This is a genomic window from Thermus tengchongensis, assembly GCF_021462405.1.
In the GTDB taxonomy this organism is placed as follows: domain Bacteria; phylum Deinococcota; class Deinococci; order Deinococcales; family Thermaceae; genus Thermus; species Thermus tengchongensis.
Genome location: NZ_JAKEDU010000001.1, coordinates 67,705 through 80,526 on the forward strand (window position 1 = coordinate 67,705; position 12,822 = coordinate 80,526).

13 protein-coding genes and 3 tRNA genes are annotated in these 12,822 nt (G+C 65.7%); 6 read left to right on the forward strand and 10 right to left on the reverse strand.

The genetic code is table 11. The features are described 5' to 3' along the window. Positions 1-3 precede the first annotated feature (3 nt). Positions 4-462: a D-aminoacyl-tRNA deacylase gene (gene dtd / locus L1087_RS00355; RefSeq protein ID WP_038046311.1), complete on the forward strand. Its 459-nt coding sequence runs from the start codon at positions 4-6 to the stop codon at positions 460-462. 128 nt (positions 463-590) lie between these two features. Next, positions 591-1,640 (forward strand): fatty acid desaturase, encoded by a 1,050-nt coding sequence (locus L1087_RS00360; protein ID WP_234557123.1) that lies wholly within the window; start codon positions 591-593, stop codon positions 1,638-1,640. Between the two features lie 7 nt (positions 1,641-1,647). Here L1087_RS00360 and purH read toward each other — a convergent pair whose 3' ends face one another. Beyond that, the gene (purH, locus tag L1087_RS00365) at positions 1,648-3,138 is read right to left on the reverse strand and encodes a bifunctional phosphoribosylaminoimidazolecarboxamide formyltransferase/IMP cyclohydrolase (RefSeq protein ID WP_234557124.1); all 1,491 of its coding nucleotides are present in this window, start codon (positions 3,136-3,138) and stop codon (positions 1,648-1,650) included. Positions 3,139-3,169: 31 nt separating this feature from the next. Here purH and L1087_RS00370 point away from each other — a divergent pair, with 31 nt between their 5' ends. From L1087_RS00370 to L1087_RS00380, 3 genes are all read left to right on the forward strand, one after another. Continuing rightward, positions 3,170-3,556, forward strand: coding sequence for a GatB/YqeY domain-containing protein (locus L1087_RS00370; RefSeq protein WP_038042662.1), 387 nt, complete (start codon positions 3,170-3,172; stop codon positions 3,554-3,556). After that, positions 3,553-4,101: an NUDIX domain-containing protein gene (locus tag L1087_RS00375; protein ID WP_038042664.1), complete on the forward strand. Its 549-nt coding sequence runs from the start codon at positions 3,553-3,555 to the stop codon at positions 4,099-4,101. The genes L1087_RS00370 and L1087_RS00375 overlap by 4 nt, the downstream gene beginning before the upstream one ends. A gap of 142 nt (positions 4,102-4,243) precedes the next feature. Continuing rightward, positions 4,244-5,542 (forward strand): acetyl ornithine aminotransferase family protein, encoded by a 1,299-nt coding sequence (locus L1087_RS00380; protein WP_135260468.1) that lies wholly within the window; start codon positions 4,244-4,246, stop codon positions 5,540-5,542. Positions 5,543-5,603: 61 nt separating this feature from the next. On the opposite strand, the gene L1087_RS00385 is transcribed toward L1087_RS00380, so the two are convergent. The 7 genes from L1087_RS00385 to L1087_RS00415 form a co-directional block, all read right to left on the reverse strand. Next, the gene (locus tag L1087_RS00385) at positions 5,604-6,743 is read right to left on the reverse strand and encodes a BMP family ABC transporter substrate-binding protein (RefSeq protein WP_234557125.1); all 1,140 of its coding nucleotides are present in this window, start codon (positions 6,741-6,743) and stop codon (positions 5,604-5,606) included. Positions 6,744-6,746: 3 nt separating this feature from the next. Continuing rightward, complete coding sequence (locus L1087_RS00390; RefSeq protein ID WP_234557127.1) at positions 6,747-7,580, reverse strand: ABC transporter permease; 834 nt, start codon at positions 7,578-7,580, stop codon at positions 6,747-6,749. Further along, positions 7,580-8,629 carry an ABC transporter permease gene (locus L1087_RS00395; RefSeq protein WP_135260466.1) on the reverse strand — a complete coding sequence of 350 codons (1,050 nt, stop codon included), beginning with the start codon at positions 8,627-8,629 and terminating at the stop codon, positions 7,580-7,582. The genes L1087_RS00390 and L1087_RS00395 overlap by 1 nt, the downstream gene beginning before the upstream one ends. Next, positions 8,626-10,095, reverse strand: coding sequence for an ABC transporter ATP-binding protein (locus L1087_RS00400; protein ID WP_234557453.1), 1,470 nt, complete (start codon positions 10,093-10,095; stop codon positions 8,626-8,628). Before L1087_RS00400 ends, L1087_RS00395 begins: the two co-directional genes overlap by 4 nt. 153 nt (positions 10,096-10,248) lie before the next feature. Continuing rightward, a tRNA-Arg gene (locus L1087_RS00405) sits at positions 10,249-10,324 on the reverse strand. Between the two features lie 37 nt (positions 10,325-10,361). Further along, positions 10,362-10,437: transfer RNA gene (locus tag L1087_RS00410), tRNA-Gly, on the reverse strand. A 1-nt stretch (position 10,438) separates the two neighbouring features. Next, a tRNA-Pro gene (locus L1087_RS00415) sits at positions 10,439-10,515 on the reverse strand. A gap of 72 nt (positions 10,516-10,587) precedes the next feature. Here L1087_RS00415 and tatA point away from each other — a divergent pair. Then, complete coding sequence (gene tatA / locus L1087_RS00420; protein WP_038030191.1) at positions 10,588-10,752, forward strand: twin-arginine translocase TatA/TatE family subunit; 165 nt, start codon at positions 10,588-10,590, stop codon at positions 10,750-10,752. Here the strand turns inward: tatA and L1087_RS00425 are convergent. Together L1087_RS00425 and L1087_RS00430 are read right to left on the reverse strand one after the other, a co-directional pair. After that, complete coding sequence (locus L1087_RS00425; RefSeq protein WP_038042671.1) at positions 10,742-11,479, reverse strand: formate dehydrogenase accessory sulfurtransferase FdhD; 738 nt, start codon at positions 11,477-11,479, stop codon at positions 10,742-10,744. The two genes, tatA and L1087_RS00425, sit on opposite strands and share 11 nt — an antisense overlap. Positions 11,480-11,757: 278 nt before the next feature. Beyond that, entirely contained in the window at positions 11,758-12,822 is a 1,065-nt protein-coding gene (locus L1087_RS00430; RefSeq protein ID WP_234557128.1) for a tetratricopeptide repeat protein, read from the reverse strand.

Consider the following 12,822-nt stretch of genomic DNA (forward strand, 5'->3'; position numbering starts at 1 on the left):
GGGATGCGGGCGGTGGTGCAACGGGTTTCCGAGGCCTTTGTGGAGGTGAATGGCGAGGAGGTGGGAAGGATTGGCCTGGGGCTTCTGGTCCTCCTGGGGGTGGGGCATGGGGACACGGTGGAGGACGCCCTTTACCTGGCGCGCAAGATCGTGGCCCTACGCATCTTTCCCGACGAGGCGGGCAAGATGAACCTCTCACTCAAGGAGGTGGGTGGAGAGGTGCTCCTCGTGAGTCAGTTCACCCTTTACGCGGAGACCCGCAAGGGAAACCGACCCTCCTTTGTCCGGGCTGCCCCGCCCGACCTGGGCAAGCGCCTCTACGAAGCGGCCATAGAGGCCTTCTTGCAACAGGGCGTGCACGTGGAAACCGGGGTGTACGGGGCCCACATGCGGGTGCACCTGGTGAACGATGGCCCCGTGACCCTCCTCCTGGACTCCGAGGAGCGGCTTAAGCCCCGCTGAGGCAACCGAAAGGACGCGGCCTTGCCTCGGTCCTCCGGGGACGAGGGCCCCAGGAGGTAGGCCCTGGCCCTCATGGTCCTCATGGTCCAAAGGGCTAGCATGAACCACTCCCCAGAAGAGGAGTGCTTATGCCGAACGCCAAACCTCAGCGAGTCGAACCCAAAGACTGGATCCCCCTCATCAAACCCTACGCCAAGCCCAACACCCTAAGAAGCCTACGCCAGGTGGCGGACACCCTTCTTCCCCTTCTCCTCCTCTTTTACCTGGCCCACAAGGCCCTTTCCGTTTCCCTGGCCCTGACCTTCGTACTGGACTTCGCCGCGGCGTTGTTCCTGGTGCGCCTCTTCATCCTCCAGCACGACGCCGGGCATGGCTCCTTCTTCCCCAAGAAGTGGGCCAACGACCTTCTGGGCTTCTTCACTGGGGTTTTGACTCTGGTTCCCTACCACCACTGGCAACTATCCCACGCCCGCCACCACGCCACCAGCGGCAACCTGGACAAGCGGGGGGTGGGGGACATCTACACCATGACCCTCGAGGAGTACCTGCAGGCCACCCCTTGGCAGCGGCTCGCCTACCGCCTATACCGCAACCCCTTCGTCATGTTCCTCCTGGGGCCCATCTACGTCTTCATGCTCTCCTACCGCCTGCCCTTGGGCTATGGGTCGGACAAGCCCTCGGTGCGCAACTCCGTGGCCCTCACCAACCTCTTCCTAGCCCTTTTGCTGGCAGGGATCGTGGTTTTCTTCGGGGTGAAGACCCTCCTTTTCGTCTACCTCCCCATCCAGTACTTGGCGGGGATGATGGGGATCTTCCTCTTCTACGTGCAACACCAGTTTGAGGACGTCTACTGGGAGCACGACCCCCGCTGGGAGTACCTCAAAGCGGCCATGGAGGGAAGCACCTACCTGAAGCTTCCCAAGGTCCTGCAGTGGCTCACGGGGAACATCGGCTTCCACCACATCCACCACCTGGCCCCCAAGATCCCCAACTACCTGCTGCCCAAGGTGCAGGAGGAGGTGGACCTGGTGAAGGTGGCCCCCACCGTCACCCTGAAGGATGCCTTCAAGATCGCCTTCGCCGACATGCACCTCTACGACGAGGAAAGCCGCGAGCTGGTGGGCTTTAGGGAGGCCCACCGGCGCCTAAGGGAAACCCAAGGCAAAAGGGCCTACTAAGCAGCCCTTAGTGCCGGAAGTGCCGCACCCCGGTGAAGACCATGGCCAGGCCCAGCTCGTCCGCCGCCCGGATGGAGTCCTCGTCCCGCACGCTTCCCCCGGGCTGGATGATGGCGGCGATGCCGAACTCTCCCGCCAGGCGCACCACGTCGTCGAAGGGGAAGAAGGCGTCTGAGGCCAGAACCGCCCCCTGGGCCTTCTCCTTGGCGGTCTTGAGGGCGTGCTTGGCGGCGGCGTAGCGGTTAGTCTGCCCCACCCCGATGCCCAGGGTCTGCCCCCCCTTGGCCACCACGATGGCATTGGAGCGCACGTGCTTCACCACCTTCCAGGCGAAGAGGAGGTCGGCCCACTCCTCCTCGCTGGGGGCCTTCCGGGTGACCACCTTGGACTCGATGGGGTCTTCGGTGTCGGCGTCTTGGAGGAGCACCCCGCCCCGGAGGCGGCGGAGGTCCAGGTAGGGGCCTTGGGCAGGAAAGGGCACCTTGAGGAGGCGCAGGTTCTTCTTCCGGGAAAGGACCTCCAGGGCCTCCTCCGTATACCCCGGGGCCAGGACCACCTCCAAGAAGACCTCCCGCATGGCCTCCGCCGTGGCCCCGTCCACCTCCCGGTTGAAGGCCACAATGCCGCCGAAGATGGAAACCGGGTCGGCCTCGTAGGCCTTGCGGTAGGCCTCCAAGGGGTCCTGCCCCAGGGCCACCCCGCAGGGGTTTTGGTGCTTGATGGCCACGCAGGCGGGCTCGCCAAACTCGGAGACCAGGTTCCAGGCGGCCTCGGCGTCCAGATAGTTGTTGAAGCTCATGGCCTTGCCCTGGAGGACCTCCGCCTGCAAAAGGGGCCCCTCCTCCCCTAAAACCCGGTAAAGCGCCGCCTCCTGGTGGGGGTTTTCCCCGTAGCGCAAGGGGCTTTCCCGCCTGAGGACCAAGAACTTCTCAGGCGGGAACTTCTCCCCGGCAAGCCACTCGGCGATGGCGGCGTCGTAGGCCGCGGTGTGGGCGAAGGCCTTGCGGGCAAGCTCTTTGCGGAACTCCGGCGTCGGGCCCTCTTTCAGGGCCTCGAGGACCCGCGGATAGTCCTCGGGGTCGCAGACGGGAAGCACCGCCAGGTGGTTCTTGGCCGCCGCCCGGAGCATGGCCGGCCCCCCGATGTCGATCTGCTCCAGGGCCTCGGCGAAGGGGGCCCCGCGGGCCACGGTTTCCCGGAAGGGGTAGAGGTTCACCGCCAGCACCCCGATGCGCTCCAAGCCCAAGGCCCTAAGCTCCTCCTCCTGGTCGGGGCGGGCCAGAAGCCCGGCATGCACCTTGGGGTGCAGGGTCTTCACCCGGCCCTCGAGGACCTCGGGAAAGCCGGTGAAATCCGAGATATAGGTCACGGGAAGCCCCGCCTCCACCAAGGTCTTATAGGTTCCCCCGGTGGCGAGAAGCCGAAAGCCAAGGCCTAAGAGCCCCTCGGCAAAGGGCACCAGCCCCCGCTTATCGGAAACGGAAAGAAGCGCCCACATAAGGCGCATTCTACCGGCTACACTAAGGAGGATGAGCATCTACGAGGCCATCAAGGCGACCATCAAGGAGGCCATGAAGGCCCGGGACCAAAAGACCCTGGACTTCGCCCGGGTGGTGAAGGCGGAGCTGGACCGGAAGGGGGACGGCAAGCCCCTGCCCGACGCCGAGGCGGTGAAGGTGCTGAAGGCGCTGAGGGAGATCGCCCTGGAGCAGGGGAACCAGTTTGAGGTGGAGTTTTTGGACCGCTTCCTGCCAAAGGAGATGAGCGAGGAGGAGATCGAAGCCTGGATCCGAGAAAACATCGACTTTTCCCAGTTCAAAACCCCCCTGGCGGCCATCGGCGCGGTCACCAAGGCCTTGGGCCCCAGGGCCCCCGGGGAGAAGGTGCGCCGGGTCATCGAGCGCTTAACGCGATGAGCCCCTGGGAGCGCATCCTCATCGAGGAGATCCTCTCTGAGCCCGTGCGCCTGGTGCGCGAGCGGGTGCGCACCCACACCGGCAGGGAGCTCACCTACATCTACCGCCCTGGGCCGGTGGCGGCAAGCTTTGTCCTGCCTGTAACCGAAAGGGCCACCGCCCTCCTCATCCGCCAGTACCGCCACCCCACGGGCAAGTTCCTCCTGGAGATCCCCGCGGGCAAGGTGGATCCTGGGGAAACCCCCTTGGAGGCCGCCCAAAGGGAGCTTTTGGAGGAGGTGGGTGCTGAGGCCAAGCGGTTCTTCCCCCTTCCCCCCTTCCACCCCCAGCCCTCCTTCACCGCGGTGGTCTTCCACCCCTTCCTGGCCCTTCAGGCGCAGGTAGTGGCCAGGCCAGCCCTCGAGGACGGGGAGCTTTTGGAAACCGTGGAACTCCCCCTTCCCGAGGTTTACCGCCTCCTGGAGACAGGGGAAATCCAGGACGCCTCCACCGCCCTCACCCTTTTCTACGCCCGCCCCCACCTGGAAGCCGAAGGCCTCCTGTAATACCCCCCACTCTGCCCTCGCCTGGACGATCCCCTTGAACCCCTATGGGGCACGATGGAGGGGGAAGGGGCATAAAAAGCCCTGTTCGGATGCATAAAACGCGCCTGGGAAAGAGGCCGGGGGCTTGATAGACTGGCCCCGTATGAAGCCCAGCATCCACACTCCGCTTCCCGGTCCCAAGGCCAAGGCCCTCCTGGAAAGGGGGCAGGCAATCCTCTCCCCCTCTTATATCCGCCCCTACCCCTTCGTCCCCGCCCGGGGGCAAGGGGTGTTCCTGGAGGACGTGGACGGCAACGTCTTCCTGGACTTCATGGCGGGGATCGCCGTGAACACCACCGGCTATGCCCACCCCAAGGTGTTGGAGGCGGTAAGGGCCCAGGCGGAGCGCTTCGCCCACGTTTGTTTCTCCGACTTCACCCATGAGCCCACCCTCTCCCTGGCAGAGCGGCTGGCCGAGAAGCTGGGCGGCGGCTACCGGGTCTTCTTCGGCAACTCCGGCACCGAGGGCATCGAGGCGGCCATCAAGCTGGTGCGCCACCACACGGGCAGGCCCTACCTCCTGGCCTTCACCGGGGCCTTCCACGGCAGGAGCCTGGGTGCCCTCTCCCTCACCGCCAGCAAAAGCGCCTACCGCAAGGGTTTCTCCCCTCTCCTTCCCGGGGTGGTGCACGTGCCCTTCCCCAACCCCTTCCGCCCGCCCCTGGGGGCAAGGCCGGAAGAGGTGGGCGAGGCGGTCCTGGCGCACCTGGAGCACCTCTTCCGCACGGTCTTGCCCCCGGAGGAGGTGGCCGCCTTCTTCCTGGAACCCATCCAGGGGGAAGGGGGCTACCTGGTGCCGCCCCCGGGCTTCATCCCCAAGCTCAAGGCCCTCCTGGAGCGGCACGGCATCCTCCTGGTGGCCGACGAGGTCCAGACGGGGGCCGGGCGCACGGGCCTTTTCTTCGCCTTGGAACACGAAGGGGTGCAGGCGGACGTGTACGTTCTGGCCAAGGGCCTGGCCTCCGGCTACCCCTTGAGCGCCCTCCTCTTCCGGGAGGAGCTCGCAAGCTGGCGCCCCGGAGCCCACGGCACCACCTTCGGCGGCCAGGCGGTCTCCGCGGCCGCGGCCCACGCCACCTTGGACCTGCTGGAAGGGGGCCTGATGGAAAACGCCGCCCAGGTGGGGGCCTTTTTGCTTCAGGAGCTCCGGGGAATGCAGGCCCGCTACCCCTTCCTGGGGGACGTGCGGGGCCGGGGCCTGATGATCGGCCTGGACTTCGGCACCCCCGAGGAGGAGCGGCCCGACCTCAGGGATAAGGCGGTGGAGCTGGCCTTCCAGAAGGGGCTCCTCCTCCTCCCCGCGGGGCCTTCCGCCCTCCGCATCGCCCCACCCCTCGTCCTCACCCGGGAGGAGGCGGCCATGGGCCTGGAGATCCTCGAGGCCGTGTTCCGTAGCCTCTAGGGAAGGAAGTGGCCCAAAGAAGCGAGGGCCGGGCCACCCCCGGCCCTCCCTGCCTTCCCTTTTACTTCGGCTCGCCCGGCCAGTCCCCCACCACGCCCGGGGCTGCCCATTCCATGCTGAGAAGCTCCTGCAAGGTGGCCTTTTTCCCCGCCGGGATGCGCACCACCCCCTTGCGGTCCTGGATGGGCCCGGTGAAGGGGTCAAAGGTGGGCTTGGGGCTCTGCATGTCCTTCATAAGGGCCATGATGCGGTCGTACACGCTGACCTTCTTGCCACCAACCGTCATCTGGGCCTTCTGCAACAGGGGCACGTGCTTGGGGTTGATGGGCACCCCGTAGTCCGCCCCCATCTCCACCGCCTTGTGCTGCAGGAGCCAGAAGTAGTCCACGTTCTCCAGGTTCTTGGCGGTGTAGACCCCCTCCTTTACCCTCTTGAGGAAGTCAATGTAGATGACATCCCAGTGGACGATCTGGCCGGAAACCACGTGGTTGGGGGCAAACTTCAGCATGGGGGTGTAGTGGCCGAAAGAGTAGGCCCCCTTCTTGGCCGCCGTCTGGATCACCGTGGGGGTGTCCTCGGTGAAGGCGAAGACGTCCGCCCCCTGAGAAAGCAGGGCCTCCGTGGCCTCCCGGGCCTTGGCCGGGTCGTACCAGGCGTTGATCCAGCGCACCAGGACCTGGGCCTTGGGGTTCACCGCCCGCACCCCCAGGGTGAAGGCGTTGATGTGGCGCTTCACCTCGGGGATGGGGAAGGCGGCCACGTAGCCCACCTTGCCCGTCTTGGAAAGGGCCCCGGCCGCCAGGCCGTTCAGGTAGTAGACCTGGTAGAAGTCCGCCATGTAGGTGGCCACGTTGGGAGCCCGCTTGATCCCGGTGGCGTGGGCAAAGATGACGTTGGGGTACTTTTTGGCCGCCTCGAGGACCGCCTCCATGTACCCGAAGCTGGTGGCGAAGATCACCTGGCACCCTTCCTTCACGAAGCGGTCGATGACCGGAAGGGCCTGGGCCTCGGGCACGCTTTCCACATACCGGGTTTCCAGCCAGGGAAGAGCGGCCTCCGCCTTTTTCCGCCCTTGATCGTGGGCATAGGTCCAGCCCGCATCCCCGATGGGCCCCACGTAGATAAAGCAGGCCTTGAGCTTATCCCCTTGGGCCCATGCCAACCCCAACGCCAACAAGACCAAACCTAAGATCCTCCGCATCCTTTACCTCCCCCGGTCAAAGGGCTGGCCCAGGGCCTTGGGGGCCCGGGCGCGGCCCGAGAGGGCCAGGACCAGGATAACCAAAAGGTAGGGCATGGCAGCAAAGGCCTCAGACGGTATAGGTACACTGCCTTGCAGGCGGAACTGCAGGAAGAACAGGAGGCCAAAAAAGTAAGCCCCCAGCACAGCTCGTAGAGGCTGCCAGCCCGCCAGGATCACCAGGGCGATGGCCACCCAGCCCAGCCCCGAGGTCATGCCGTCCGTCCAGGAAGGGCGGTAGGCCAGGGAAAGGTAGGCCCCAGCCAGGCCGATCATCCCGCCCCCCAGGGCCAAGGCCAGGTACCGCACCCCATCCACGCTCACCCCGAAGAGGTCCGCCGCCTTGGGGTTCTCCCCCACGCTGCGCAGGTACAGGCCGAAGCGGCTACCCAGCAAAAGGTAATGCAGGGCTAAAGCCAGGCCCAAGGCCAAGAGGGCAAAGCCCTCCTCAGGCAGGGGGTGCGCCAGGGGCACCCCCTCGTACCGCTTCCCCAACAACCCCGAGGCTCCAAGCCCCAAGGCGGCCAGCGCCAGCCCCGCCACAAACTGGTTGGCCCGGAGGGAAACCGCAAAAACTCCCAGGAAGAGCCCCAGGAACACCCCCACCCCTACCCCGGCCAAGGCCCCCAAAGCGGGACCGGCTTCCTGAGCCACCGCAAAGGCTGCCAGGGCAGAAAGGGCCATCATCCCCTCCACCCCCAGGTTCACGACCCCAGTCCGTTCGGAAAGGAGAGCCCCTAGGGAGGCCAAGAGGATAGGGGTACCAAAGAGTACCGCACGCAACAGCGCCTCTTCCATCAGCGCCTCCAGACCAGGCGGTGGCGGCTTGCGGCCTCCGCCCCGATGAGGGCGAGGAGCAGAAGCCCAGCCACCACATCCACCACGCGAAAGGGCATGGACAGGGAAAGCTTCAGGGCATCCCCTCCGGCCAAAATCAGGCCCAGCAGAGGAGCGGTGAGGAGGACCAAGAGGGGCCTTCCCCGGGCCAGCCAGGCCACCAGGATGGCGGTGAAGCCGTACCCCAGGGAGATCTGGGCAGGCTCCAAAAGCCTTAGGTGGATGCCCGCCACCTCCCCCACCCCCGCCAAGCCCGCAAGGAAACCGGAAAGAAGCGCCGCCAAGAGGATCAGCCTGCCTCCCTTAAGGCCCAGGTACCGGGCAGCCTCCGGGTTTTCCCCTAGGATGCGCCATTCAAAGCCCAAGGGGGTACGGAAGAGCAGAAGCTGAAGCCCCAAGGCCGCCGCGATCCCAAGAAGCAGGGTGGGCCAGTGCACCAGGGTATCCCCCAGGCGGGGAAGCTGGGCCTCCGGGGGAAACCGGTCCGTGTAAAGGAAGCCAAAGACCGTCTGCCCCTTCCAGGGTCCCGCCACCAGGTAGACCACCAAGTAGTAGACCAGGTAGTTCTGCATGAGGGTGGTCAGGATCTCGTTGGCCCCAAAGCGCACCCGAAGCCAGGCGGCAAACCCACCCCACACTGCCCCCAGGCCTCCTCCCAGCACGAACATAAGAGGTAGGGTCCAGGGTCCAGGGGGGAGGAAAAGGGCCACGTAGGCCCCTCCCACCGCTCCCATGAGAAGCTGCCCCTCCGCCCCGATGTTGAAAAACCCCACCCTAAAGGCCAGGGCCAAGCCCGCCCCGATAAGGAGAAGGGGGATGGTGCGCCGTCCCACCTCAGCCAGGCCCAAGGAATCCCCCAGGGGGGAGAGGAGAAGCCCGTAGGCCTTTAGCGGGGATACCCCATAGAGGAGGAAAAGAAGGCCTAAAAGCAAGAAGGCCAGGACCACGAACAGGCTATAGGCCAAGAATACCTTCCAGGGGCTTGGGCTCGGATCCAGCTCCCACCTCATACCCGCCCCTCCGTCATCATCCGCCCCAGCCGCTCCCGGTCCGCCTCCTCCCGGGGAACGGGCCCCACGAAGCGCCCGTGGTACAGGGCCGCCACCCTATGGGAGAGGGCCAGGATCTCGTCCAGGTCCTCGCTGACCAAAAGCACGGCCGCACCGCCTTGCACAAGCTCCAGGATACGTCCGTGAACCTCCTCGGCGGCCCCCACATCCAGCCCGTAGGTGGGGTGCATGGCCAAGAGAAGGCGAGGCCCCCCCTGGAGCTCCCGGGCCAGGATCACCTTCTGCACGTTTCCTCCCGAGAGGAATCGCACCGGGGTGCGGGGGGAGGGGGTGCGGATGCCGTAGCGCTGGATCAAGCCCTCCGCCTCCACTTCCATGGCCCGGTAATCCAGCAAGCCCCTGCGAACCAAACGAGGGTAGGTTCTAAGGGCCAGGTTTTCGGCTACGCTCATACCCCCCACCACCCCCATGCTCCGCTCCTCAGGAATATGGGCCACCCCCTGGCGGAAGAGGCCCATGGGGTCCCTGGGCCAGGGCTTGCCAAGGAACCGCACCCGGCCCTGGTGGGGCCTGAGACCCGCCAAGGCCTGCACGAGCTCCGCCTGCCCGCTTCCCGCTACCCCCGCAATCCCCAGCACCTCTCCTGCCCGCAAGGCGAAGGAAACCCCTTGGACGGGAAAACCGTGCCGGGGCACCAGAAGGTCCTCCACCTCGAGGACCACTTCCTCCCGGGGCGGGGGCACCTTGGGGGGTGGAGCCAGGCTCCGGCCCACCATGAGGCGCACCAGGAGATCTTTGTCCGCCTCTTCCCGGCGCACCTCCCCCACCTTTTCCCCACCCCGCAAGACCGCGATGCGGTCGGCGATGGCCAGGACCTCCTCCAGCTTGTGGCTGATGAAGATCACCGCCAGGCCCAAGGCCTTGAGGCGCCGGATCTCCTGGAAGAGCCCCTCCGCCTCCTTGGGGGTCAAGACGCTGGTGGGCTCATCCAAGATGAGGACCTTGGGGCGGTTGAGCAAGGCGCGAAGGAGCTCCACCCTCTGCTTCTCCCCTACGGAAAGACGGGCCACGGGCGCCTCGAGGTCCACCCCCAAAGGATGCCCCTCCAAAAGCGCCGCAAGCCGCCTCACCAGAGCCCGGCGGGAAAACGCCAGGGGCAGGTCCAGGCCCAGAGCCAAGTTCTCGGCCACGGTGTGGGCTTCGATGAGCTCCGGGTGCTGGGGCACCAAGGCGATGCCCAAGCGCTGGGCAACCATGGGCGAGGAGATGCGCACCTCCCGGCCCTCCAGGATTATCCGCCCCTCGTCCGGGGCGTATAGGCCGTAGAGGATGCTCACCAAGGTGGTCTTCCCCGCCCCGTTTTCCCCCAGAAGGGCCAGGACCTCCCCCCGGGCCACCTCGAGGCTTACCCGATGGTTCGCCACCACTGGACCAAAGCGCTTGGTGATGTTCTCCAGTTTCAGCATGGACCGGGCCACAAGGGCCGGCCCTGAGGATACCACGCCTGAGACCCCTTCCCAGCCCCCTCAGCAAGGGAAACCGGCGGCAAAAGCAGTACCCCAACCGCACCAAAGATCCCCCGGCCACGCTACCGGGGGTAAAGCATCGCGTCCTGGTCATGGCGGGCCCGGAGGGATTCGAACCCCCGACCTACCGCTTAGAAGGCGGCTGCTCTGTCCCCTGAGCTACGGGCCCATAAGTGAAACCGGGGTGAAACTTCACCCCGGCCATCTGGAGCGGGAGACGGGACTCGAACCCGCGACCCTCGGCTTGGAAGGCCGATGCTCTACCAACTGAGCTACTCCCGCGTGGTCGGGGCGGCCCGATTTGAACGGGCGACCCCCTGCTCCCAAAGCAGGTGCGCTACCGGCCTGCGCTACGCCCCGGGGCCTTAGGCCACCCCAGAGGCCACGATAACACTTGACCTCAAGAGGGTCAAGGCGTGCTACAATGGGCCCATGCGTTTAGGTCCAGTAGAAATCCTCCTCATCCTTCTCGTCATCCTCCTCCTCTTCGGTGCCAAGAAGCTTCCCGAGCTGGCCCGGGGCATTGGCCAATCGGCCAAGGAGTTCAAAAAGGGCCTCCAGGAAGGCGAGGAGAAGAAGGAAGAGCCTAAGGCCTGAGAACCCCTTCGGGCACCGGCATACCGCCTGGGGCGTAGAGGCGGTAGCCTTTTGGACGTACGTAGGCCGCCAGGGCCAGGCCGTAGCGCTGGGCCAGGCTCACCGCAGGGGCAGTTGCCCCCGTGCGGCTTGCCAGGAGCACCGCTCCCATGCCAATGGCCTTACCCGCCATCTCCTGGCTTACCCTGCCGGTTACCGCCAAGAGCACGGGAGGACGCGCGCCCTCCAGGAGCATGTACCCTGCCAGGCGGTCCACGGCGTTGTGGCGGCCGATATCCTCGTTGAGGTAGAGAAGCCGTCCGGAAAGGTCAAAGAGGGCCGCTCCATGTATGCCCCGGGTACGGGCGTAGCGCACCGCATGCTGGCGCAGTTGGGCCATGAGCTCCAGGGGCAGTTCGGGATCCAGGGGTATCTTCGGCAAGGGGGAAAGCCTGGGTTCACCATAGCGTAGCCCCGCAGCGCAACCGCTATCCCGCACCCCCACCCCCCTCTCGGGATCCCCCGGTAGGTCCACGGCCACCACTCCCTCGCCCACCAGCCACCGCACCCCCTCGAGGCCTGACAGCACGCCACTCAGGAAGAGATGGCCTAGGGCGAGGTAGACCTCATCCCCAGGGGTATAGCTGAAGGAAGCCCAGGGCTTGCCGTTCACCACCAGGAGCAAGCGCTCCTCCTCGGGGAGGGGGAAGTCCGCCTCGAGGAAGCGCCCGCCCTCAAACCTCCACATCCTCTTCCTCCACCCGCCCGCACGGAGCTACCTGCACCCGCAAGGCACACGGGAGCAGGACGGGCTTCTTGAAGGCCCAGCACCCCAATCCCGCCCCATATCCTCCCCCACGGGTGAGCTGGGCCCCAAATGACCTTCCCCTAAGCCTTCAAACACAGCCGCTCCCCTAGAGTAAGGCTACTCCAACAATCCGGGAAACTTGGGGTTGATCGCCACACTTGCCCCCTTGAGCGCCAGGGTCGGGGCGAAACCCCTGGCAAGCCAAAACTACCGGGCCATTAAAGACGCTTGAGAACCTCTTCAGCCTCCTTGTACCCCGGCCTGAGCTTCAAGGCCTCCTGGCATTGGTAGCGAGCCCCTTCCTTGTCCCCCAGCCTTTCGTTGGCCAGGCAGAGCTGGTAGCGGTAGTCTGCCTTTTTGGGCTCGAGGCGCACCGCCACCGTGAGGCGGCTCTTGGCCTTCTGCCAATCCCCCAGGGCCATGTAGATCTGGCCCAGGTAGAAGTAGGCCGCGGGAAAGCGAAGGGGAGCCAGGGCCACCGCATTCTCCAGGGCCACCCCTGCCTCCTTATGGCGGCCCAGGACGAAATAGGCCTGGCCCAGGGTGTACCAGCCCTCGGCGTCCAGGGGCTTAAGGCGGTGGCCCTCCTCCAAAACCCTCGCCGCCTCCTCCGCCCGGCCCTTCAGCAGGAGGGCCGAGGCATAGCGAACCCTTAGATTCCCATCCTGGGGTGAAAGCTGGACCGCTTTGCCGTACTGCTCCAAGGCCTCATCCAAGCGGCCTGCTGCCAGATAAAGCTCAGCCAAAGCTGCCCTCACCTCCGCGGAATCCTGCAGGCTAAGGGCCTTCTTAAAGGCCTCCTCCGCCTTGTCCGCCTGGCCCAGGAAGGCGTAGACCAAACCCCTTTGGGCGTAAATGGGAGCATAACGGGGGTTCACCCGCTCAGCATCGCGGAGTACAGTCAGCGCCTGATCCAGATAACCCTTCCCCTTCTCCCGATCCTCCGAGGCGCGAAAGAGGGCCACGTAGGCCTCGGAGAGGACCATGTACCCCCCGATGTACCGGGGGTTCCTGGCCACCAGCCCCTTGGCGTTCTCCAAGGCGGGGTTAAGGAGCCCCACCTTGAGCTGGGCCCGGGCCAGCCAGTAGAGGACATCCGGGTCCTGGGGTTTCTCCTTCAAGGCCCGCTCAAAGAGCTCCAAGGCCGCCTCGTACCGGCCCAGGGAGTAAAGCTGCACCCCAAGCCGGAAGGCATCCTGCTTCTCCACCTGGTTGGACGGAGGGGGGGTCTGGGCTAAGCTGGACACGGCCAGTAAACCCAAAGCCAAAAGGATCCAGCGCAT